The organism is Sulfuricystis multivorans, assembly GCF_003966565.1.
GTDB lineage: Bacteria > Pseudomonadota > Gammaproteobacteria > Burkholderiales > Rhodocyclaceae > Sulfuricystis > Sulfuricystis multivorans.
Window position 1 is genome coordinate 594101 of record NZ_AP018718.1, and the last position, 22369, is coordinate 616469.

27 protein-coding genes are annotated in these 22369 nt (G+C 61.3%); 24 read left to right on the forward strand and 3 right to left on the reverse strand.

The annotated features are described in order from the left end of the window. Window positions 1-2 precede the first annotated feature (2 nt). Window positions 3-785, forward strand: coding sequence for a flagellar motor protein MotD (gene motD / locus EL335_RS02900; RefSeq protein ID WP_284155418.1), 783 nt, complete (start codon window positions 3-5; stop codon window positions 783-785). Here the strand turns inward: motD and EL335_RS02905 are convergent, their stop codons facing one another. From EL335_RS02905 to flgA, 3 genes are all read right to left on the reverse strand, one after another. After that, window positions 786-1142: a flagella synthesis protein FlgN gene (locus EL335_RS02905; protein WP_126444162.1), complete on the reverse strand. Its 357-nt coding sequence runs from the start codon at window positions 1140-1142 to the stop codon at window positions 786-788. Further along, on the reverse strand, window positions 1139-1435 hold the full coding sequence (flgM, locus tag EL335_RS02910; RefSeq protein ID WP_172600009.1) for a flagellar biosynthesis anti-sigma factor FlgM: 297 nt from the start codon (window positions 1433-1435) through the stop codon (window positions 1139-1141). Before flgM ends, EL335_RS02905 begins: the two co-directional genes overlap by 4 nt. 94 nt (window positions 1436-1529) lie before the next feature. Then, window positions 1530-2219: a flagellar basal body P-ring formation chaperone FlgA gene (gene flgA, locus EL335_RS14280; protein ID WP_172600010.1), complete on the reverse strand. Its 690-nt coding sequence runs from the start codon at window positions 2217-2219 to the stop codon at window positions 1530-1532. 442 nt (window positions 2220-2661) lie between these two features. On the opposite strand from flgA, the gene flgB reads away from it, so the two are divergent. The 23 genes from flgB (at window position 2662) to EL335_RS03030 (ending at window position 22361) form a co-directional block, all read left to right on the forward strand. Next, on the forward strand, window positions 2662-3072 hold the full coding sequence (gene flgB, locus EL335_RS02920; protein WP_126444165.1) for a flagellar basal body rod protein FlgB: 411 nt from the start codon (window positions 2662-2664) through the stop codon (window positions 3070-3072). Between the two features lie 2 nt (window positions 3073-3074). Continuing rightward, window positions 3075-3476, forward strand: a complete 402-nt coding sequence (gene flgC / locus EL335_RS02925; RefSeq protein ID WP_126444166.1) for a flagellar basal body rod protein FlgC — start codon at window positions 3075-3077, stop codon at window positions 3474-3476. A gap of 13 nt (window positions 3477-3489) precedes the next feature. Then, window positions 3490-4167: a flagellar hook assembly protein FlgD gene (locus EL335_RS02930; protein ID WP_126444167.1), complete on the forward strand. Its 678-nt coding sequence runs from the start codon at window positions 3490-3492 to the stop codon at window positions 4165-4167. A 13-nt stretch (window positions 4168-4180) separates the two neighbouring features. After that, the gene (gene flgE / locus EL335_RS02935) at window positions 4181-5404 is read left to right on the forward strand and encodes a flagellar hook protein FlgE (protein ID WP_126444168.1); all 1224 of its coding nucleotides are present in this window, start codon (window positions 4181-4183) and stop codon (window positions 5402-5404) included. Window positions 5405-5432: 28 nt separating this feature from the next. Beyond that, window positions 5433-6188 carry a flagellar basal-body rod protein FlgF gene (gene flgF / locus EL335_RS02940; protein ID WP_126444169.1) on the forward strand — a complete coding sequence of 252 codons (756 nt, stop codon included), beginning with the start codon at window positions 5433-5435 and terminating at the stop codon, window positions 6186-6188. 15 nt (window positions 6189-6203) lie between these two features. Next, on the forward strand, window positions 6204-6986 hold the full coding sequence (gene flgG / locus EL335_RS02945) for a flagellar basal-body rod protein FlgG (protein WP_126444170.1): 783 nt from the start codon (window positions 6204-6206) through the stop codon (window positions 6984-6986). Window positions 6987-7015: 29 nt separating this feature from the next. After that, complete coding sequence (locus EL335_RS02950; protein ID WP_284155419.1) at window positions 7016-7702, forward strand: flagellar basal body L-ring protein FlgH; 687 nt, start codon at window positions 7016-7018, stop codon at window positions 7700-7702. A 24-nt stretch (window positions 7703-7726) separates the two neighbouring features. Beyond that, window positions 7727-8833: a flagellar basal body P-ring protein FlgI gene (locus EL335_RS02955; RefSeq protein WP_126447643.1), complete on the forward strand. Its 1107-nt coding sequence runs from the start codon at window positions 7727-7729 to the stop codon at window positions 8831-8833. A gap of 66 nt (window positions 8834-8899) precedes the next feature. Then, window positions 8900-9880: a flagellar assembly peptidoglycan hydrolase FlgJ gene (gene flgJ / locus EL335_RS02960; protein ID WP_126444171.1), complete on the forward strand. Its 981-nt coding sequence runs from the start codon at window positions 8900-8902 to the stop codon at window positions 9878-9880. A gap of 8 nt (window positions 9881-9888) precedes the next feature. Then, the gene (locus tag EL335_RS02965) at window positions 9889-10788 is read left to right on the forward strand and encodes an aldo/keto reductase (RefSeq protein ID WP_126444172.1); all 900 of its coding nucleotides are present in this window, start codon (window positions 9889-9891) and stop codon (window positions 10786-10788) included. A 201-nt stretch (window positions 10789-10989) separates the two neighbouring features. Then, entirely contained in the window at window positions 10990-11763 is a 774-nt protein-coding gene (locus EL335_RS02970) for a cytidylyltransferase domain-containing protein (protein WP_126444173.1), read from the forward strand. A 1-nt stretch (window position 11764) separates the two neighbouring features. Beyond that, window positions 11765-12427, forward strand: coding sequence for a class I SAM-dependent methyltransferase (locus tag EL335_RS02975; RefSeq protein ID WP_172600011.1), 663 nt, complete (start codon window positions 11765-11767; stop codon window positions 12425-12427). Next, window positions 12424-13713 carry an aminotransferase class III-fold pyridoxal phosphate-dependent enzyme gene (locus EL335_RS02980; protein ID WP_126444175.1) on the forward strand — a complete coding sequence of 430 codons (1290 nt, stop codon included), beginning with the start codon at window positions 12424-12426 and terminating at the stop codon, window positions 13711-13713. The genes EL335_RS02975 and EL335_RS02980 overlap by 4 nt, the downstream gene beginning before the upstream one ends. 60 nt (window positions 13714-13773) lie before the next feature. Then, a complete protein-coding gene (locus EL335_RS02985; protein WP_126444176.1) occupies window positions 13774-15822 on the forward strand; it encodes a motility associated factor glycosyltransferase family protein in 2049 nt (682 codons plus the stop codon). 37 nt (window positions 15823-15859) lie between these two features. Beyond that, window positions 15860-16534 (forward strand): tetratricopeptide repeat protein, encoded by a 675-nt coding sequence (locus tag EL335_RS02990; protein WP_172600012.1) that lies wholly within the window; start codon window positions 15860-15862, stop codon window positions 16532-16534. A gap of 250 nt (window positions 16535-16784) precedes the next feature. Further along, on the forward strand, window positions 16785-17624 hold the full coding sequence (locus tag EL335_RS02995) for a flagellin N-terminal helical domain-containing protein (protein ID WP_284155421.1): 840 nt from the start codon (window positions 16785-16787) through the stop codon (window positions 17622-17624). A 123-nt stretch (window positions 17625-17747) separates the two neighbouring features. Beyond that, window positions 17748-18437, forward strand: coding sequence for a hypothetical protein (locus EL335_RS03000; protein ID WP_126444179.1), 690 nt, complete (start codon window positions 17748-17750; stop codon window positions 18435-18437). A gap of 1 nt (window position 18438) precedes the next feature. Next, window positions 18439-18834: a flagellar biosynthesis repressor FlbT gene (locus EL335_RS03005; RefSeq protein WP_126444180.1), complete on the forward strand. Its 396-nt coding sequence runs from the start codon at window positions 18439-18441 to the stop codon at window positions 18832-18834. After that, the gene (gene flaF / locus EL335_RS03010) at window positions 18818-19219 is read left to right on the forward strand and encodes a flagellar biosynthesis regulator FlaF (RefSeq protein ID WP_126444181.1); all 402 of its coding nucleotides are present in this window, start codon (window positions 18818-18820) and stop codon (window positions 19217-19219) included. Before EL335_RS03005 ends, flaF begins: the two co-directional genes overlap by 17 nt. Before the next feature lie 60 nt (window positions 19220-19279). Beyond that, entirely contained in the window at window positions 19280-20980 is a 1701-nt protein-coding gene (locus EL335_RS03015) for an HAD-IIIC family phosphatase (RefSeq protein WP_172600013.1), read from the forward strand. Next, complete coding sequence (locus tag EL335_RS03020) at window positions 20958-21200, forward strand: acyl carrier protein (RefSeq protein ID WP_126444183.1); 243 nt, start codon at window positions 20958-20960, stop codon at window positions 21198-21200. The genes EL335_RS03015 and EL335_RS03020 overlap by 23 nt, the downstream gene beginning before the upstream one ends. Further along, a complete protein-coding gene (locus EL335_RS03025; protein WP_126444184.1) occupies window positions 21190-21966 on the forward strand; it encodes an AAC(3) family N-acetyltransferase in 777 nt (258 codons plus the stop codon). Before EL335_RS03020 ends, EL335_RS03025 begins: the two co-directional genes overlap by 11 nt. Further along, the gene (locus tag EL335_RS03030; protein ID WP_126444185.1) at window positions 21963-22361 is read left to right on the forward strand and encodes a VOC family protein; all 399 of its coding nucleotides are present in this window, start codon (window positions 21963-21965) and stop codon (window positions 22359-22361) included. Before EL335_RS03025 ends, EL335_RS03030 begins: the two co-directional genes overlap by 4 nt. Window positions 22362-22369 lie beyond the last annotated feature (8 nt).

The following is a 22369-nucleotide window of genomic DNA, read 5'->3' on the forward strand; positions in this document are numbered from 1 at the left end:
TCATGGCGCGCAAAAAGTCCGAAGAAGAACATGAAAACCACGAGCGCTGGCTCGTCTCGTATGCGGACTTCATCACGCTGCTGTTCGCTTTCTTCGTCGTCATGTATGCCATTTCGTCGGTGAATGAAGGCAAGTATCGCGTGCTGTCGGATTCGATCTCGGCGGCTTTCCGCAACATCCCGGGCAGCAGCGTCGGCGCGATGGTGCAGGTCAACCCGAGCGCGCCGCTGCCGGTGACGATCCCTTTCAAGAAACCGCAGGTCGCCAATCTGAAGACCGACCCGCAGCGGGAGAAAAACCGCGAGCTCTTGCGCAAAAAGGCCAAGGAGATCGCCGAGGCGCTGGCGCCGCTGGTCGAGCAAGGGCAAGTGCGCATCACCGAAGGTGCCCTGGGCATCACCGTCGAAGTCAATGCCAGCGTGCTGTTCGATTCGGGCGAGGCACGCTTGCAGCCTGCCGCCGTGCGCGCGCTGACCGCGGTCGGGCAGATTCTCGCCACCACCGATTTTCCGATCACGGTCGAAGGGCACACCGACAACGTGCCGATCAGCTCGCTGCTCTATCCCTCGAACTGGGAACTTTCGGGCGCGCGCGCGGCGAGCGTCGTGCGGTTGTTCATCGAAAACGGGGTCGATCCGCGCCGCCTGACCGCGGTGGGCTATGCGGACCAGCGCCCGGTGGCGGACAATGCGACGCCCGAAGGCCGGCTGCGCAACCGCCGCGTCGCGATCACCGTCGAGTCGCGCACGCCGGATACGCCGGTCGAGGTGGCCTTGCCCGAGTGATCAAGCCTTGCCGAGCGAATGACTGACGCCGCCCTGCCGCGGTTGTCCGTCGCGGCCGTAGACGGTGGCATTGTCGGCGGCCGCGCGTAGCACGTTCAGCGCCTGCTGGTTGCGTTGCAGGTGTAGCGCGATCAGCTTGCCATTGGTTTCGTTGAGCTCGCGCGCCTCGGTGGCGAGCCCGCGCAATGCTTCGGCCTCGGCAGGGGAAATTCCATTGAGCCGTTCCGCCAGCGCCGATTTTTCCGGAATCAGCGCCGCGAGCGCCTCGATGTCGCCTTTGATCAGAGCGGCCTGCTCACGGCGCAGCAGGTCGATGAAGACCCGCAGCGTTTCCGCGAAGGATTGTTCCGTCGTCATTGACGCTGGCGGACCAGCAGCTCGCGCGCGCTGTCGAGCAGGCTGCCGGCGATGCGCTCTGGGCCGATCTGGAAACGGCCTTCGGCAATCGCCTGGCGGATGCCCTCGACACGGGTGGCGTCGAAGGGCGCCTCACCGGCTTTCTGCAATTGGGCCGAGAGGGAGGAAATGTCGATCCGCTCCGTATTGACACCCGTCGCGGGAACTGTGGCCGCAGTCGCTGGTTTCGACTCCCGCGAGGCGGGATTCGTTGTCGTGTTGCCAATGGGGGAAAGCGTGGGGTCGATCTTCACGGCAATGTCCTGTTCCTGGTGTCGTCTTGGCTGTATTACGGCAACTCGGCGGAAAACCTGAGAACGAAAAAGGCGCTGCGAAGCATAGCGAAGGTCAATAGCCGACCTCGACGCTGCCATCGGCGCGAGCCGTGCCGCTGATCACCTGCCCGTTGGCCAGCCGCACCTGAGCGATTTCGCCCTCTCTGGCATTGGCGAGCGCGCGGCCTTCGTTGGCGACCGCGAATCCAGGGCCAACCGAGACGACCCGGACGGTCTGGCCTTGACGGATCACCAAGGGCGTTCTGATCACGTCGGCACGCAGCGGTCGGCCGGCGGGGATGGCGGCAGCGGCGGTCTTGCCGAGCGCCTGTGTGGGGTCGGTCAAGACGTTCGGCGGCAGTTCGGAAAGATCGCCCAGCTGGGTGGCCAGATCGTCGGCAACGATCGTCTGGCCCTGCGCGATCGGCCGCGCCGCGATCAGATAGTCGCCTTTGACGCGCACATGCACTTGCACATAGATGCGCCAACCGGCCTCGCTCAGACAACGGACGATCACGTGGGTGCGCCCCCAGACGCGCGCCCCGGGCGGTAGGCCGACATCGAACTGCTGGCATGGCGCGAGCTGGTTGTCGGCATCGAGGCTGCCGATCTCCCAGCTGACCTGACCGGGCAGCCCCTTGGTCTGGACTTTCAGCCAGGCGTCGATGGCTTTTTTCACCGGCAGCGGATCCTGCTGAGCGACGGTCAGCGAAGCCAACGGCAGCAGGAAAGCAAAAAGGGCGAGGCGGATGCGGATTCGCATGCGGCAATTAAAACATGACGCGCTGACTTTGACGTAAAGGGGGCAGCGAAGGCAGAAATTGCCGCCCAAGCGGCAAAGGAGGGGTGATAAAGGCGCTTCTTTGCCAGGAGGGCACCTCGAAACCTGCTGCACGACCCGATTGCTGCGTTGGGCGGTGCTGGCTTCGGCCGCTTCGCTTAACCTTGGCAAAGCCGAGGTTGGCCTTCGCCGCAACTTCGTTGTCGCTCCCTCGCTTAACTCATTGTTATGTGGTTTCGGCATCACATGCGCTTCGCTCCTGTTAGCCTGCACCGTAACTTCGCCTTCGGCTTTTTCTCGGTCGCTGCGCTCCGTCCGCCTTGCACTCGGGCCGCTCGCGACGGTTTTCCGCGGTGCCCAGGATTCGGGCTTGGCATGAAAGCTGCAGGTGTGAGGGCGTTCCAGTCTCCTATGCACTGACATCATGATCGACCGCCTCGAACAGGACTTGAGCTTCTTCCGTCACGCGCTGGGGGTGCGTGGCTACCGTCAGGAGCTACTCGCCTCGAACATCGCCAATGCGGACACGCCGCATTACAAGGCGCGCGATCTCGATTTCAAGGCGGCACTGGGCGCGGCGCTGGGCACCATGCCCACGGTGCCGCCGGTGCGGCTTGCTCGCACCCAGCCGGGCCATCTCGGCGGCAACGGGGCACCGCCCTTTGCCGGCGCCATGCGTTATCGCGCCGAATATCAGGGCGCAGTCGATGGCAACACGGTGAACATGGATGTCGAGCGCGCCGCATTCGCCGAGAACGCGCTGCAGATCGAGGCGCTGATCAGTTTCGTCAATCACCGTTTCCGCAGCATGCAGGCTGCGCTGCAAGGGCAGTGATCATGAGCGACTTCAGGATTTTCGCGATCGCCGGCTCCGCGCTCACTGCCCAATCCGCGCGTCTGAACGCCGTGGCGAGCAACCTCGCCAATGCCGACAGCGTAGCAGGTGCCGATGGCCGGCCCTATCGAGCCAAACAGGTGGTGTTCCAGGCCATGCCGGTGGAAGGCGGCGGCCTTGGTGTGCGCGTCACCCAGGTGGTGGAGAGCGCGGCGCCGCTGCGCATGCAATACGACCCGGCGAATCCGGCCGCCGACGAAAAGGGTTATGTCGCGCTGCCGAACGTGAATGTCGTCGAGGAGATGGTGAACATGATCTCGGCTTCGCGCGCCTATCAGACCAATGCGGAAGTGATGAATACCGCACGCGCCCTGATGAGCAAGACCCTGACGATCGGCCAGTGAGAAAGGAAAAGCAATGAGCGTCGCGAATACCGTCACGAGCCTAGCCGAGCAAATCTATGCCAGCCTGAATCCGAGTCGGAAGACGGATACCCCGACCGTCATCAATGAAGCGGAGAACCGCTTTCTGACGCTGCTCACCACGCAGCTTAGGAACCAGGATCCCCTCAATCCGCTCGACAACGCGCAATTGACCTCGCAGCTGGCGCAGATTTCCACCGTCAATGGCATCGAGAAGCTCAACGCTACGTTGCAAACGCTGCTCTCGGGCCTGCAAGACACGCAGGCGATGCAGGCCGCGCTGCTGGTCAATCACGGTGTGCTGGTGCCCGGCAATGACCTGATACTCGGCGAACAAGGGGCGATCGGCGGTGTCGAGCTCGCCAGTGCCGCCGAAGATGTCAGCGTCACGATCAAGGATGGCAATGGCCTCGTCGTCCGCACGCTGAGTCTCGGCGCACAGGAGGCAGGGATCAATCCCTTCGTCTGGGACGGCAAGGCCGACAACGGTGCCCAGGCCGCGCCCGGGAAGTACAGCGTCAGCATCGGCGCCAAGACGGGGACGACGAATTCGACGCCCACGGCGCTCGCCTATGGCCTCGTGCAAGGGGTGACGCGCGGCAGCAATGGGCTCACTCTCGATGTCGGCGGCTTCGGCGAGTTCGGTCTTGCCGACGTGAAACAAATTTTCTGACAGGAGCATCACCATGAGTTTCCAACAGGGTTTGAGCGGACTGAATGCCTCTTCCAAGGCCATCGACGTCGTCGGCAACAACATCGCCAACTCGGGCACGGTGGGTTTCAAAGCGGCGAACACCGCCTTTGCCGACGTTTTCGCCGCGACCATGAGCGGCATCAACCAGATCGGCATCGGCACCTCGATCGCCAGCATCAATCAGCAGTTCACCCAAGGCAACATCACGGTGACCAATAACCCGCTCGATCTGGCGATCAACGGCCAGGGCTTCTTCCGGCTGTCCAACAACGGCGCGATCACCTGGACACGCAATGGCCAGTTCAATGTCGATAAGGATGGTTACATCGTCAATGCCAACGGCTACCGACTGACCGGTTATCTCGCCAATGCGCAAAACGTGATCGTGCCCTCGACGCCGGCGGAGATCTACATCAATACATCCGACCTGCAGCCGCAGGCGACCGGGAGTAGCCCCTCGGGCAGCGGGCTGCAGATGGGGCTGAATCTCGATTCGCGCGCCGATGTGATCACCGCAGCCTTCGATATCAACGATCCGACCACCTACACGAGCTCGACATCCGCGACGGTCTATGACTCGCTGGGCAATGCGCATCTGTTGTCGCTCTATTTCGTGAAGACGGCGGCGAATTCCTGGAACGTCTATAGCAACCTTGATGGCGGCACCCCTTCAGCAGCGACGGCGATCGCCTTCGATGCAACCGGCAAGCTGACCTCCCCAGCCAATGGTCTCATTTCCCAATCGCATGCGGTAACCACCGGGGCGACCTCGCCGCTCGCCTTCAACCTGGATCTGACCGGATCGACGCAATATGGCAACATCTTCGGCGTCAATAGCATCACCCAGGATGGCTATGCCTCCGGCCGGCTGACCGGCCTCTCCGTGGCCGTCGATGGCACGATCCAGGGCCGTTACAGCAACGGCCAGACGCGCGACCTCGCCCAGGTGGTGCTCGGTAACTTCAACAATCCGAATGGTCTGGTTTCGTTAGGCAACAACCAGTGGGGCGAATCGGCCGATTCGGGCCAGCCGCTGATCGGCGTGCCGGGTTCGGGCTCGCTGGGCGTGATCCAGTCGGCGGCGGTCGAGGAGTCGAACGTCGATCTGACCGCCGAGCTGGTGAATATGATCACCTACCAGCGTCAATACCAGGCCAATGCACAGACCATCAAGACGCAGGATTCGATCCTGCAGACGCTGGTCAACCTGCGCTGACGAAACTCGGCGCTGACGGGACGGCACGATGGATCGCCTGATCTACACCGCGATGACTGGCGCGAGCGGCATCCTCTCGCGCCAGGCGGCTGTTACGCACAACCTCGCCAACGTCACCACGCCGGGCTATCGCGCCGAAGAACATCGTCTGCGCGCCGTGCAGGTGCTCACGCACAACGCCGCACCCGCCGCGTTGCCGACGCGCGCCTTCGCAGTGGATGCCAGCACGCACAGCGATTTCTCCGCCGGGCCGATGAATTACACCGGCAATGCCACCGATGTGGCGGTGAAAGGCCAGGGCTGGATCGCGCTGGCGCTTCCTGACGGCACGGAGGCCTACACCCGCAACGGCGGTTTCGAAGTTTCCGAAAACGGCCTACTGCAGACCAAGAATGGCATTCCGGTGCAAGGTGACGGCGGGCCGTTGAGCGTGCCGCCGGATTCGCGCATCACCATCGAGCGCGACGGCACGGTGTCGGTCGTGCCACAAAGCGGTGCGCAGAACACCGTCAATGCCATCGGCCGCATCAAGCTGGTCAACCCTCCCGAAGCCGAACTGGTGCGCGGCCCGGACGGCTTGTTCCGGCTCAAGTCGGGAGAGCCGGCGCCGCAGGACGAAACCGTGATGCTCGCTCCCGGCTATCTCGAAAACAGCAATGTCAATCCGGTCGAGCAAATGATCGCGATGATCTCGCTCGCCCGCCAGTTCGAAATGCAGATGCGCGTGATCAGCAATGCGGAAGCCAACGACCGCGCTGCAACGCAAGTGCTCACGCCGCGCTGATGAAAGGATGAATGAATGATCCGTTCCCTCTGGATTGCCAAGACCGGGCTGGACGCCCAGCAGACCAACCTCGACGTCATCACCCACAACCTGGCGAACGTCAGCACCAACGGCTACAAGCGGCAGCGGGCGGTGTTCGAGGATCTGCTCTATCAGAACCTACGCCAGCCGGGCGCGCAATCGACGCAAGCCACGCAGATTCCTTCCGGCCTGCAGTTGGGTGTCGGCGTGCGCACCGTCGCCACCGAGCACATCCATACCCAGGGCAATTTGCAAAAGACCGAAAACCCACTCGACATTGCGATCAACGGCCAGGGCTTCTTCCAAATCCAGATGCCGGACGGCACGCTGGCCTATACGCGCGATGGCGCCTTCCAGCGCGACAGCAACGGCCAGATCGTCACCGCGAGCGGCTATCCGCTCTCGCCGGCGATCACGATCCCTGCCGATGCGGTGAGCGTGACGATCAGCCGCGACGGCATCGTCTCGGTGCTGCAGGCCGGCCAGGCCACGCCGACCCAGGTCGGTAACATCCAGCTGGCGACCTTCATCAACGCTGGCGGTCTGCAAAGCATCGGCGAGAACCTCTACCTCGAGACCGCCTCGAGCGGCACGCCGACGCCGAACACCCCGGGCACGAACGGCGCGGGCCTGCTCAACCAGGGCTATGTCGAAACCTCGAACGTGAATGTCGCCGAAGAGCTGGTGACGATGATCCAGACCCAGCGCGCCTACGAGATGAACTCCAAGGCGGTGTCGACTTCGGATCAGATGCTGGCGCGGCTGACGCAGCTGTGATCGACGGGAACGGAGGAAGGGGAGACGCTATGACGAAAGAGAACCCGGCCGCCCTGCGGCTGATCTGTCTTCTGTCCTCTGTCCTCGGTCTTTCGGCTTGCGTGACGACGACCCCGCCGACGGCGGTGCATCAGCCGATGACCATACGGCCCGAGCCGCGCGTCGCCCTCACGCCCGCGAACGGCAGCATCTACAACGTCGCCACTGCGCGGCCGCTGTTTGAAGATCGCCGCGCGCGCTTCGTCGGCGACACGCTGACCATCAACATCGCCGAAAAGGTCGCCGCGGCGAAGAAGTCGGACACCAAGGCAGACCGCAAATACGACACCTCGCTGGGCGTGCCCACTGTGGCCGGCTTGCCGTTCAAGACCGTGCAGGGTACGACATTGGCCGCGAACAGCGCCACCAAGTTCGAAGGCTCGGGCGAGAACACCTCGTCGAACAACTTCACCGGCACGATCACCGTGACGGTGATCGAGGTCTATCCGAACGGCAATCTGCTCGTCTCGGGTGAAAAGCAGATCGGCCTCAAGGAAGGCGAAGAGTTCATCCGCTTCTCTGGCGTGGTCAATCCGGACACGATCACGGCCGCGAACACCGTGCAATCGACGCAGGTCGCCGATGCGCGTATCGAATACAAGGCCAACGGCTTCATCGATTCGGCGCAGGTGATGGGCTGGCTTAGCCGCTTCTTCTTGAGTTTCTTGCCCTTCTGATTCCGGAGCATCGCAATGACGAACATGCATAAATTCCTCATTGGCCTGATGTGGCTGTTTGCCGCGCTGCTGGTGGCCGATGCCGCGCGCGCCGAGCGCATCAAGGAGATCGCGACGATCGCCGGCGTGCGCAACAACCAGATCGTCGGCTACGGCATCGTCGTCGGCCTCGATGGCACCGGCGACCAGACGACGCAGACGCCCTTCACGGTGCAGAGCATGATCAACATGCTCTCGCGCATGGGGGTGAATCTGCCGCCGGGGCAAACGCTGCAGCTGAAGAACGTCGCCGCAGTGATGGTCACCGCCGAGCTGCCGCCGTTTGCCCGTGTCGGCCAGCCGCTCGATGTGACGGTCTCGTCGATCGGCAACGCCAAAAGCTTGCGCGGCGGGACATTGATCCTGACGCCGCTGAAAGGTGCGGACGGGCAGGTCTATGCGATGGCCCAGGGCAATGTCGTGGTCGTCGGCGCGGGGGCTACGGGCGGTGGCGCGAAGGCGACGGTCAATCATCTGGCCGCCGGCCGCATCATCAATGGCGCAACGGTCGAACGCGAAGTGCCTTTGTCGCTCGCGCAAGGCGACAGCATTCAATTCGAGCTCAAGCGCAGCGATTTCGGCACCGCGCAACGCGTCGTCGAAGCGATCGAGCGGGCGATGGGGCCCGGTGTCGCCACGGCGATCGACGGCCGGCAGATCCAGGTCAGGCTGCCGGCGCAGCCTGAAGCGCGCGTTGCTTTTCTCGGCCGCATCGAGAACCTCGAAGTCACCCCGGTCGAACTGCCTGCGAAGGTGATCGTCAATGCGCGTACCGGCTCGGTGGTGATGAACCGCGCGGTGACCATCGAGGAATGCGCGGTCGCGCACGGCAATCTCTCGGTCAGCGTCACGCCGCAGACGAATGTCAGCCAGCCCGCACCGCTGTCCGCCGGCCAGACGGTCGCGACGACCAACACCGGCATCGAGATCAAGCAGGAAGAACGCCAGCTCGTGCAGCTCAAGGCCGGAGCGAATCTCGCCGACGTCGTCAAGGCGCTCAATGCCGTCGGCGCCAACCCGCAGGATCTGATCGCGATCCTCCAGGCGATGAAACAGTCGGGATCACTGCGCGCCGAGCTCGAAGTGATTTGAGATATCCCGGAAATTGTCAGCATGTTCGACAGATCGCCCCAGGCTTGAATCGGGCAAGCTAGCGAGATGAATTCCGCGACGGCGATCCCTTCCGTATTCGATGCCCAGGCACTGACTGCTGTCAAAAGTGGCCTGCGCAAGGACGATCCCAAAGCGCTCAAAGCCGCTGCGCAGCAGTTCGAGGCGCTGTTTCTACAGATGGTGATGAAATCGATGCGCGCCGCAGTGCCGCAGGACGGACCGTTCGACAGCGACCAGACGCGTTTCTATCAAGAGCTGCTCGACGCCCAGCTTGTGCAGGTGATGGCGGCGAAAGGCGGCACTGGACTTGCGGCACTGATCGAACGTCAGCTCAGCCCCGCGGCAAGCCCAACTGCGCCGCTTGGCGAGGCCGGCATGCCGCTTGCGCCGCAGGCAAGACCAATGCCTCTAGCCCCCCAGCGCGGTTTTCCACTGCTTCCGCCGATTGCGCCCACACGGGCATTGCCCCTTTCGGGCAGCCCGCTGCGTCCGGCGGCGAATGAGGGCATGAGAAGCGCGGTTCCCCAGCCGACGACGCGAAGCGAGTCGGCGCCCGGCGGGACGTCGCCCATTCCGCCAGCATCCGCTGCCTTCGTCTCGGACATTTGGCCCTATGCGGTCGAGGCGGGTAGAACGATCGGCATCCCCCCGCAGTTCATCGTCGCCCATGCGGCGCTGGAAAGTGGCTGGGGGCGCGCCATGCCGCGCCTTCCCGACGGTCGGCCGAGCTACAACCTGTTCGGCATCAAGGCCGGCGGCCAGTGGCAAGGGCCGGTCGTCGAAGCTGTCACGACCGAATACATCGACGGCGCGCCGCAAAGGCGCAGCGAACGCTTCCGCGCCTACGGCTCCTATGCCGAAGCCTTCGCCGATTACGCCCAATTGCTCGCCGGCGCGCCGCGCTATGGCCATGTGCTTGGCAGCGTAAGCCCCGTCGGCTTCGCGCAGGGCTTGCAACGCGCCGGCTATGCCAGCGATCCGGACTATGCCAGCAAATTGCTCCGCGTCATGCGCGTCTTGAGTTGATTCTCAGGATGTCGGCAGACGAATTTTCCCGCTTGGCGCTTGGTAGCGCGCAGTTCGGCCTCGACTATGGCATTGCCAATCCCGCGGGAAAGGTCGCCATCGAGGAAGCGACGGAAATCCTTTCGCTGGCCAAGAGTGTCGGCATCCGGCTCATCGACACCGCGCCCACTTATGGTTCGGCACAAGCGCTGCTGGGACGACTGATCGGCTTGGATGGGCATTTCGATTTCGTCACCAAAACCCTGCCGGTCGGAAACGAAAGGATTGGAGAACCAGACCTGGCGAGAATCGCCGCAGCCTTCGAGGACAGCCTGAAGCATCTGGGCCGCGAGCGGCTCGCGGCGGTCATGGTGCATCATGCCGCGGATTTGCTCAAACCCGGCGGCGATCGTCTTTATGATCTAATGCGGCGTTGGCAGGTAGAAGGCCGGGTCGGGAAAATCGGCGCCTCGGTTTACGAACGAGCGCAGATCGAGGCGCTGCTTGAACGCCATGCGCTGGATCTAATCCAGCTACCGCTCAATATCTTCGATCAACGCCTGCTCCGTGATGGTGTGTTAGCAGCGCTGGCCAAGCAGGGAATCGAAATCCATGTCCGGTCAGTGTTTCTTCAGGGGTTGCTGCTGATGGAAGGCGATGCTCTTCCGGCGTATTTCATGCCTTGGCAGGATCATTTGCGGCAATTCCATGCGTACTGCCGGTCGCTGGGCATCAGCCCGCTGACGGCCTGTCTGGGTTTCGTCCTTGGCCAGCCTGAAGTCGCCAAGGTCATCATTGGTGTCGTGTCAGCCTCCCAGCTGGCCGAGTGCATCGCAGCTTCGAGGCAGTCGCTGCGCGGCGACTGGTCTACCTTCGCGCTCGATTCGCTCGAGATCATCGATCCGCGCCGCTGGCCACAGCCTCGCTGACCATGAGCCCAGATCGTGCATTTGGCTGGGCGAAGAGCTTTATGAGGCGCTCGAAATCGGGCTCATATGTCTGGCGGCGATCAGACCGCGAGCGGCAGCGCCCGCGCGTTTGGCCAATAAACGACGATTGGGTTTCTCGCGCGAACACAAATCTTCGCCGCTGGCGACGAAATCCGCGCACGTTCCAATAGGCAATCTGGGATGATCCTGGCGATCTTGCAAGCGCGCGCTTCTTCCACCCGCCTACCCCGCAAGGTGCTGGCGCCGATCCTGGGCGCGCCGATGCTCGCCAGGCAGCTCGAGCGGCTCGCACATTGCGGCGAAATCGACCGGCTGGTCGTCGCGACCAGCGTAGAACCCGGTGATGACGAGATTGTTGCCCTATGCAGGCAGCGGGGGGTCGAATGCTATCGCGGCAGTCTGGACGATGTGCTCGACCGCTTTTACCGTGCGGCAACTCGCCATCGGCCGGAACAGGTCGTGCGCTTGACCGGGGATTGTCCGCTCGCCGATCCGGCACTGATCGATGAGCTGATCCGCTTTCACTGTCACGAAGGGTTCGACTACAGCTCGAATTGCCATGAACCCAGCCTGCCCGATGGCTTGGATGCCGAAATCATCCGCATGGCCGTCCTCGAGACCGCCTGGCGCGAGGCGTGCCTGCCTTCCGAGCGCGAGCATGTGACGCCTTTTATTCGCAACCACCCAGAGCGTTTCCGCATTGGCCTGTGGAAAAACCCAGTCGATTTGTCCCGGCTGCGCTGGACGGTCGATGAACCGGCAGACCTCGATTTCGTGCGGGCCGTCTATGAGGCGCTCTATCCGCACCATCCCAGGTTCGGAATGCAAGACGTGCTCGAGCTATTGGCGCGCAAGCCGGAGCTCGTCGCCATCAATGCCGGCTTGCGGCGCAACGCTGGCTTTGAGAAATCGCTGCGCGCCGATGCGCAGCAGAAAGAGAAGAGCGAGGGCTGAAATGCAAAAGGAAGCTTTTCTGGCCGGTGAGGGAGATGCCTGGTTTCAGCGCAACCATGCCGCATTGGGGCTTCAGACGGCGGTGCGCCTAAGGCCGCTCCAGCTCTTCTTGCCTTACCTTGCGCCGGGTGACGAGGCGCTGGAAATCGGCTGCGCCGATGGCAGCAATCTCGCGGCGCTGGCTAGACAGTGCGGCGTACGCGGCTGTGGAGTGGATCCATCGCGTCAGGCCATAGAAGCCGGCAAGCGCAAATATCCGATGCTGGATCTGCGTCAGGGCACGGCTGAAGCGCTGCCCTTTGATGAAGGGCGGTTCAAGCTGGTCTGGTTCGGTTTCTGCCTTTATCTGTTGGATCGCAGCGAGCTGATGCGGGCCATCGCCGAGGCCGATCGCGTCTGTGCTGAAGGCGGTTTCATCGCGATCACTGATTTCGATCCCGTGTTGCCGTGTCGGCGTCCTTATCATCACCGGCCAGGGCTGTTCTCGTGGAAGATGGATTACAGCCGGCTTTTCTTGGCCAATCCGGCCTATGTGCTGGTCGCCAAGGCATCTTATGGTCATGGTGCGGAAACCTTTCATCCCGATCCGGGCGAGCGGATCGCGACTTGGCTGCTGCACAAATCCCTCGCTCACGCCTATTTCCCGGAGGAGGAGCAGCGATGAGCGAGCGCTATGCCCGATCCGAAGCCTTTCTTGCCCGCGCCGAGAAGGTCATTCCGCTCGGTTCCCAGACCTTCAGCAAGAGCAAGACCCAATATCCTTTCGGGGTCTCGCCCTATTTCGCCAGCCATGCCCAAGGCTGCCGTCTCTGGGACATCGACGGCAACGCATACCTCGATTGCGTGATGGGTCTGGCAGCCTTCATCCTTGGTTATGGCGACCCGGAGGTGAATACGGCGGTCAAAGCGCAGCTCGACAAGGGGAGCCTGTTTTCACTGCCGGCAACACTCGAGACCGAAGTTGCCGAGCGCCTGTGCGCGATGGTGCCTTGCGCGGAAATGGTGCGTTTTGGCAAGAACGGCTCGGATGCCACTGCCGGCGCGATACGGCTGGCCAGGGCCTATACCGGACGCGATCACGTCGCAGTCTGCGGCTATCACGGCTGGCAGGACTGGTACATCGGTTCGACGGCGCGCAACAAGGGCGTTCCCCAGGCAGTGTGCGAACTGACCCATACCTTCGCATACAACGATCTAGCCTCGCTCGATCGCCTGTTCGACGCCTATCCCGGCCAGATTGCTGCCGTAATCCTCGAGCCGATGAATGTCAGCTTTCCGCAGCCGGGGTTTCTCGAAGGCGTGCGCGAGCGCGCTACGCGCCACGGCACCGTGCTGGTGTTCGATGAGACCATCACCGGCTTTCGCTTCGCCAATGGCGGAGCGCAGGAGGTTTTTGGCGTGATTCCCGATCTCGCGACATTCGGCAAGGGACTTGCCAACGGTTTTCCGTTGTCCGCTCTCGTCGGGCATCGCGCCTTGATGCGCGAGATGGAGGAAATCTTTTTCTCCTTCACCTTCGGCGGCGAGACCCTTTCATTGGCCGCCGCCAGCGCCACGCTCGACAAGCTTGGCAAAAGCCCCATCCTGGCGGAAATCGCTGCGCGGGGTGAACGCTTCAAAGCCGCGCTAAAGGCGCTGATCGAGCGCAATGGCCTGGCTGGGTGCCTGTCCGTCTCGGGCCATCCGAGCTGGATATTTCTGCTCGTAAGCGATACCGAGGCGGCGAGTCAATGGGAGATACGCACCTGGCTGATGCAGGAACTGTTCGCGCGCGGCATCTTGTGGATCGGCAGCCACAATCTGAGCGCCGCCCACGACGAGGCGGCACTCGCTGCCTTGCTGGATGGCTATGGCGAGATCCTACCGATGCTTTTCCGGCATCTCGTCAAAGGCACATTGAGTCAGGTGCTACGCTGCGAGCCGCTGCAGCCGTTGTTCCGGGTGCGATGATCCAAGCGGCCAGGCGCATGACAAAATGTTCCATTCCATTCCGGACGAGGAGTGATTTTCATGACCCCCTTGCAACAAGCTTATCTTGCTCGGCTGCACGCCACCGCTCAGGCCAATCTGGAGTTCCTCCGTCTCAACATGCCGGAGATCCACCGCAAGGTGAGCGAAGGATCGCCGACGGCCACCATCGACATCTCCGACCAGGGGGATCTGACCATCCGTCATGCCGACGGCACGGCCCAGCCCTTGCCGCCGTTGATGATCGAATACGCCCGGCGCCTCGCGATTTTCGCCGACCCGGACGAGCGTAACCAGCTTTTGGCTTTCCACAACCTGCGCATCACGAGCGAAGAGGAAGACGCGGTTTCCGATACGGCTCACTATTTCTATTCTAGGCTGGACAAAATTTATCCAGACCTTTTTCGCAAGCATTTCACCAAGCATTACCCCGACGCGCAGGGGCTTTACCGCTATCCGGTGTTCGGCGACGAAAAAACCATCCCGCTGCTGATCGTGATCGGCAGCGGCATCGGCTACCCGATCTCACGTCTGCTGCTGGACTATCAGGTGCGCCATCTGATCCTGCTTGAGACCGATACCGACGCCTTCCGGCTGTCGTGTTTCTTTCACGACTACGTGGAACTGAGCCGCATCGCGATGGAAAAGGGCACCGACCTGACTTTCATCATCGAGCCCGATGTCGAGCAGCTTTCCGGGGCTCTGATGAATGCGATGCTCAGGAATCTGCCGCCTTTCTTCGTGCATGGCGCGGCGCTCTTTCCGGCGATGCCGGCAGACGAAAGGCTCGAAGAGATCACGACCATGATCACCGACACGCTGTGGCGGATGTTCCACGGGTTGGGGTTTTTCGACGACGAAATCATCTCGATCCGCCACAGCTTCATCAATCTGCCGCGCCATCACCCGGTCTATCGAAAGCCCAACGTCGTGACGGAAGAAGCCTTTGCCTTCGTCGTCGGCGCCGGCCCTTCGCTGGACGGATTGTTGCCGCTGTTGCAAAGACATCGGGCTCGGGCGGTGGTCATCAGTTGCGGCACGGCGCTCGCGGCCCTGCACCAGGCGGGCATCCGCCCGGATCTGCACATCGAGATCGAGCGCACGGCATTGACCTACGATGTTCTGATCCATTCCCTGCCGCGCGAATTCCTGCATGAAATCGATCTCATCACCACCCAGGTCATGGAGCCACGCGTGCTCGAGCTGTTCAGAAGCGCCCGCATCGCGATCAAGGAAGCGGACACGATGGGCAATCTGCTCGTGGCGCGCGGTTTCATCGAGAGGCCGCCCCTGGAGACGCAGCCCACCGTGACCAACATGGGCCTGACGCTCGCCTTGGGGCTGGGTTTCAAGAAAATCTGTCTTTTCGGCGTCGATGTCGGCTATAAGGATGAAGCACGCCACCATGCGCGCGATACGGTCTATCACGGCAAGCTGCCCAAGGAAGACCGCCTGCGCCGCCTGATCGGCAATGTGGCGACGAAACATCTGACCGCGCCCGGCAACTTCGGCGGCAGCGTGAAGACGAATTTCGCTTTCGAATCGGCCCGCCAGCACCTGTCCGGATGGATTCGCGCGCATCCTGCGGCGACCGTCTATAACCCCAACGACGGCGCGCTGATCGAAGGCGCCGTGACGATCGAGGCCGAGGATCTGGCAAGACGCCTGGAAGAGGAGCTACCCAGCCCCGAGCACAAAGCGCGCGTACTGGAGCAGATCGCCAAGGCTTTCGAGCCCATCGATCTTCCGCTTACCTCGGTCGCCCAGGCGCTGGTGGAAGAGTTCGACCGTTTCGATGCCGAGCTGCGTCCACTGCTCAACCGCAAGATCGCCAGCCGCGCAGAGATCATCGAGCGCATCATCGATACGTATCGTCTGATACGCACGGAAATCGTCGCCAGCACGGCGTCGTCGATGCTGTTTCGCGGCACCTTGCTGCATCTGATGAGCCTGTGCTTCAATGCCGCTTCGATCATCGAAGATGACGATGAGGCGATCGCCAAGGCGACCTATGATTTCGGTCTGATCCTCGAATTCATGGAAGCGGCGAGAAACGAGGTGTTGCGCGCGATCGAAGCCACCGCGCAATGACCGGATGAAAAAAACGTCACGGGAAGGAGTGCGAAACATGCGAGCCGATCCTCTGGAGGCCGTAAAGCGGGCCAAACGCGTGGAGCAAGCCCAAGAGCAGATGCTGGCCGGGCATCTGGACGAGGCGCGAGACCTTTTCGAGAGCCTTCTGGCCGAGGCCGCGGATTTTCCCCAGGCGCTGCATGGCCTGGGGCTGTGCCTCGTCCAGCAAGGCCGGCATGAAGAAGGCGAGCGCCATTTGCGCGCGGCGCTGGTGCATGCGCCGGACGATCCCCATTACTGGAACGATCTCGGCGAGACGCTGCGGCAGATGGGCCGGCACGATGAAGCCATCGAGGCTTATCGTCGAGCGCTGGAGATCGCCCCGCAATTCGTGCCAGCGGCCAATAACCTCGGTGTCGCCCTGCTGCAGCAGGGCGACATCGATGCCGCCGAAGCCGCCTTCTTGCGCGCTTTGGCTTGCGCAGAAGACGACCCTTATACCCAGAACAACCTCGGGGTGCTGCGCCAGCATCAAGGCAGGCTCGAAGAAGCGCTCGCAGCCTATGAGACGGCCGTGCTGCTCAAGCCGGATTTCGCGGATGCCCTTGCCAACTACACCGATTTGCTTCAGCACCATCCCGAGCTGATCGCTGCGTCGGTGCGCCGCCTGGGCGAGACTTTCGATACGCTGCGCGAAGCCGAAGACAGGAGCGGAGGAAAAACTCGCTAAGGAAACGCTGAAGAAGGCCGCGAGCGGGATGCAGCGCAAGGCGCACGGAGCGCAGCGACCGAGACATAACATGGAGTTAGGCGAGGGAGCGAGCACCGCGCAACGCGGCGATGCGCCCGCGCAGCAACTTATTCAGCGTTTCCCTAAAGTTCCTCTCCTGCCAGCCGATAAGGAAGCCAAGGCAGGTCGATCTGCCCAATGGCGCGGAAGAACTCCGCGCCCATCCTCAACCTAGAAAAGGAGATTCATCATGGCACAAGAAGTCACCCTGACCGCCTCGATGCGGGCCAACCTGATCAGCCTGCAAAATACCGAAGTACTGCTCAGTCGCACGCAAGAGCGCTTGGCGACGGGCAAGAAGGTCAACAGCGCGCTCGACAATCCGCTCAACTACTTTGCCGCGTCCGCGCACATGCAGCGCGCTTCCGATCTGACGGAGCGCAAGGATGGCATGGGCGAGGCGATCCAGACGATCAAGGCGGCGAACAACGGCATCGAAGGCATCAAGACCCTGCTGTCGAACGCGAAGGGTCTGGTGGAAGCTGCGCGCTCCTCATCCGATACTTCCGTTCAGGAAGCTCAGTTCCAGGAAGTTATTAGTCAAATCAAGGAGATGGTGCAAGATTCCGGCTATAAGGGCATCAACTTCCTGGGTGGAACTGCTGAGAGTTTGGATGTGTTGTTCAATGAGACGGGCACCAACAAGCTGACACTGACCGGTTTCGATGGCAACGCTTCTGCCTTGGCGACGTATGGTACTGCAGCCTCGGGATCGTATTTGACCACCGCTCAAACTTTCGGCGCCGCAGGTAGCAATCTTGACTCGATTGCGGGCGCGATCACTACTGCGATGAGCACGTTGCAATCCAAAGCCTCCGTGCTGTCGAGTAACCTCGCGGTCATCAATGCACGGCTGGACTTCACCAACCAGATGGTCAACACGCTGAAGGAAGGCGCGGACAAGCTGACGCTGGCCGACACCAACGAGGAAGGCGCGAACATGCTGGCCTTGCAGACCCGTCAGCAGCTCGGCGTCACCTCGCTGTCGCTTGCCTCGCAGGCCGCGCAATCGGTGTTGCGTCTGTTCTAAACTTTCGGGCGGCGCAGCGCGGCTTGGGCCGCACGGCGCTGGAGGTGGAACGAAGGCCGTGGCGGGCGCAAGTTCGTCACGGCATTCGTTCATCACTCCGGAACTGACGCGAGGGGATAGAACATGGTGAAAGAGGCGCAATCGGTAGCGGCGGCGATACTGCCGCCCATGGCCGGCATGCAGAAAGCCGACCCGCAGCCGGTCAGGGGCGCCGCCTTGCCTGGCCTCGTTCAGCGCTCCGCATCGGCTTCGATCGGCCCGGCTTCGGTCAATGAAGCCGCCAACGCGGTCTTTCCCCGGCCTTCTGCAGTCTATGCGCGACTGCAAAGCGCCAAGGATGGATTGCAAAACTCGGCGCTGGTCGACCGGCAGCGTTTGAACGATGCCGAAACGGTGCAGAAGCTTGCCCGCGAGATGCGGGCCAACCTGATGGCGATCGTCAAGAACTACCCGCCGTTTCCGCCGGACAGCGAAGACAGGAAGCGTTACCTCGAGATGGTGGTGGGGTTGCGCAGGGAAATGGAAGCCTTGATGGTGCCGCCGCCGGACAAGGGTGGGCCGCCCGCGCTTTCCGAAGACGGCCGCGCCGCGCTGGGAAGGCTCACGCCTTCATCGAGTGATGCCGAAGTGGCGGCTGCCGCGGATGCGTTGGCGACGCTGGAGGCGGGGCTGACCGGATTCGGCGAGGAAATCAAGAGGCGCTGGGTGGAGCAGGCATCGTCGCAGGCGGCGCGGCAGTTGAGCGCCGCCACGGCAGAGCAGCTCGCAAGGGTGGCAGGCGGGATCGGCACGACCGCGCGGGATCGGGGTTGAGGTGTCGCTCAAGATCAGCCTCAAGGCAGGCGAGCGGCTTTTCGTCGGGGGGGCGGTCGTCCAGAACGGCCAAACCCCCTGCGATCTGTTGATCCTCAACGACGTCCCGCTGTTGCGGGAAAAGGACATCCTCAACGAAGACGAGGCGAGCACGCATTGCCGACGCATCCAGCTGTGCGTGCAGCTGATGTACATGGACACACCGAATCTCTCTGGCTACCAGAAGAAATATGCGCAGCTCGTCGAGGAATTGCTGGTGGCTGCGCCGAGCACGGCTGCTTTGGTGGCTGAAATCAATCATCATCTGGCCTTCGGCCAGTATTACCAGGCGCTGAAGAGCGCAAAACGCCTGGTGGCTTATGAAGAGGAGCTGATCCGTCATGTCCAGTCCGCTTGATGCCTACCGCAGCGTGGAGAAGGCCACTTTGAGCGGACGCGACCTCGAAGCCAGCGTGTTGCTCAAGGCGGCACAAAAACTCGTCGAGGCGCAGCACCGCCTGGCCGACGAGAAAGATCTGCAAACGCTCGATGAGGCCCTGCGCTACAACCAACGGGTCTGGACGCTGTTTCAGAGCGAGATCAGCGAGTCGGCCAATCCATTGCCGGAGGAGATCAAAACGAATCTCCTGGCACTGATCGGCTTCATCGACCGGCGCACTTACGCGCTGATGGCAGAGCCCAAGCCCGATCGCATCGACGTCCTGATCGAGATCAACCGCAACATCGCCGGCGGTTTGCAGGCCGGGTCGGATGCGGCTCGCGTGTCTGAGGAATCGCAATAGGCAGCGGCTAACCGCAGTCGATTCACCCCATAAAACCTGTTTTTTCGGATTATGCCGCCGATGAAAATCGGTTTGACTTGCACGAGTTATCTTCCAGCGCGTAGCCCTGTCTGGCGACACCTGAATCCGGCCGAGATCGAAATTGGTGGGTATGGCGATTGGCCAGTTGCTTTGACTCGATCCGATGCGCGATGGATCGTCGTTTGGGTCGTTTTTCTGGAAGATCTTCTTCCTTGGTCGATTCTGCGTCAGGGCGGAGAAGCAGTTTCGCAGGCGCTGGATACTGCGCTGGGAGCGCTGGATCGACGCCTCCAATCGGTTGATGCGCCTACGATCGTTGCCTGGCTGGGCGGGTATGAAGACTCCCCGATCCGTCGCGCTCGCAAAGCCACTCTTCGCGATCGGGCTGCAGCGGAATTCGAACGGGAGCTTTACGAACGTTGCGCGCGGTATCCTCGTCTGTATCTTCTTTCTCTCGATCGCCTTTTCGCGGCTCAGGGCTTGAGGGGTTGCCTCGATGCGCGGAATTATCAAGTCAGCCGTTGCCGATTGTCTTTGGTGGGCTTGAACCTACTGGCAGAAGGTTTAGAGGCGCTGATCAAGAGGATGAGCAAGCCGGCTTGTAAGGCACTGGTGCTAGACTGCGACAATACGTTGTGGGGTGGTGTGATCGGAGAGGTGGGGTTGTCCGGCATCGTGTTGGGGCAGGATGGTTTGGGCCAGGCATTCGTCGCGTTCCAACAAGCGCTGGCGTTGCTTTCCGATTCCGGAGTGATTCTGGCCATCAGCAGCAAGAACGAGGCAAACGATGTCTGGCAGGTCTTTGATCGACATCCGGCCATGGCCTTGCATCGCGCAGATATCATTGCTGCCCGCATCGACTGGAATGAAAAAACGCAACACCTTCAGGAAATAGCAGCGGAGCTGGGGCTGGGACTGGATAGCCTGGTGTTTTGGGACGATAACCCGATCGAGCGGGAAAAGATACGCGCAAGCTTGCCGATGGTGGTAGTTCCCGAACCGCCCCCAGAAGTCGCTGATTGGCCGTCAGCCATCCTTTCCCTGAATGCGCTCGCGCGAATGACGGATACCCAGGACGATCTAGCCAAAAAAGCCCAGTATCAGGCGCGAGCTTCTTTCGAAAGCGCCTTGCGCTCTGCGCCGGATGGACGTGTTTTTCTCGCCAATATCGAGATGGTGCCCCGCTGCATCGAACTGGATGAAGCGACATTGCCCCGTGCCGTACAGCTTTGCGCCAAAACCAATCAGTTCAATTTGCGACTGGCGCGCCATGATGAAGCGGCACTGAAGAAACTGACCGGTTTTGTTGGTTGTGAGGCGTTTCTTGTCGCCTTGCAGGATAAGTTCGGCGATCATGGCATCACGGGACTGGTCGTGGCATATCGACCCGGTAGAGAAGATACGGCTTTCCTCGATACCTTTTTGTTGAGCTGTCGCATTCTCGGCAGGCACGTCGAAGCATGGATGCTCGATCGGTTACGACAACGCCTGCTGGCGGCTGGGTATCGTTATCTCGTGGCAGAATTCATTCCAAGCGAACGAAATACACCCGCGGCAAGATTTCTCGATAAACATGGGCTGAATCTCTGGCAGGGAAACGGGACGACGGACGAATTCGTGATGCCTGACGAGATGAAGGCTCTTTTTGCGCCATCGAGCCAACGTTACTGGGTCGATCTGCAACGCTGGCAAATACCCTATTTGGACATTTTTCGCCATGAATCGTCAGCAACTGCTTGAAATCATCAAGGAAGTTTTTCCGGATGCCAGATTCGATCCAAGCGATATCTCATTGGGCTTGGGAAGTTTTCCGCAATGGGATTCCCTAGGTAATTTCAATCTACTTTTGCAAGTGGAAGCAATCGCCGGCATTCGTTTTTCCAGCGAAGAGATCTCGGAAATCAAGAGTCTTGCCGGCATCATCGCCAGCCTCGAGCGGCGGGGTATCTATGCAGATTGAGGTTCATCACGTTACCTCCGCTTTTGCCGCCTGCGGGATCAAGCCCGGGCATTGTCTGATGCTGCATGCCGATGCTTTTCCCGCCGCGCAGCTGCCCGGTGATGATTTAGCGCAACGCATGGACAAATTGCTCGATGGCGTCCTGGCGGCTCTGGGGAGCGATGGAACTCTGGTCATGCCAACATTTTCGTACAGTGCTACGAAAGGCGAAGTTTTTTGCCCAGCCCGAACACCCAGCGAGGTCGGCTTGCTCAGCGAACATTTCAGGCAGCGTAGAGGGGTCCAGCGCTCGAAGCACCCGATTTTCAGCGTTGCGGCAAGCGGCTCGCTTGCCGAGCGCTTTGCCAAAACCATCGTTGAAGATTGCTTTGGAGCGGACACCGCATTCGATCTGCTCATGCGCCATGATGCGTGGATTGCCAGCCTGGGATGCTCGATGGACAGGATGACATTCGTGCATTATGTCGAGCAGGCGCATGGTGTGACTTACCGCTATTTCAAGAAGTTTCCGTTTGCAATCGAAATGGATGGCGCTGTCGAGCAGGGCTGGGTGCGCTACTACGTCCGCGATCTGGAGCGTCGCAGTGGTGTTGCGTTGGATAGACTCAAAAGCCGGCTGATGTCGGCAGGAGTCCTCAAGGTGGCGGAAATCGGCAGAGCGCAATTGCTTTGCGTTCGGGCGCGCGACTTTTTTACGCATGCCAGTGAGTGCCTCGATCAGCAAGAGAATGCCCTGATAGAAGAGGGTGTTGGAGAAGAAACATGATCTTCGATCATATCGGAATCTTCGTGTCTTCTCTGGAAGAAGGGCGGCGGCAACTTTGGCCGCTGGGCATCAGGGATTGGACTGAGGCAGTGGAAGATCGATTGCAAAAGGTCACCGTGGCCTTCGGTTACGACGATCGAGGGTTGTGCTATGAAATCATCGCACCTCTTGGTGAGGGGGGGCCAGTGACGCCAGTGCTGAGAAGCGGGCGCAATATCCTCAACCACGTTGCTTACCGGGTTGCTGACCTGGATCAGACGGTGCAGGATCTGCGCTCGGCCGGCAGCATGCCGTTGGGTGAAGCGAAGCCTGCGGCAGCATTCGCGGGGCGGCGCATTGTTTTTGTCCTGACCCCTTTGCGTATGATTTTGGAATTGATCGAAGATGCCCCATGATGCCGTAG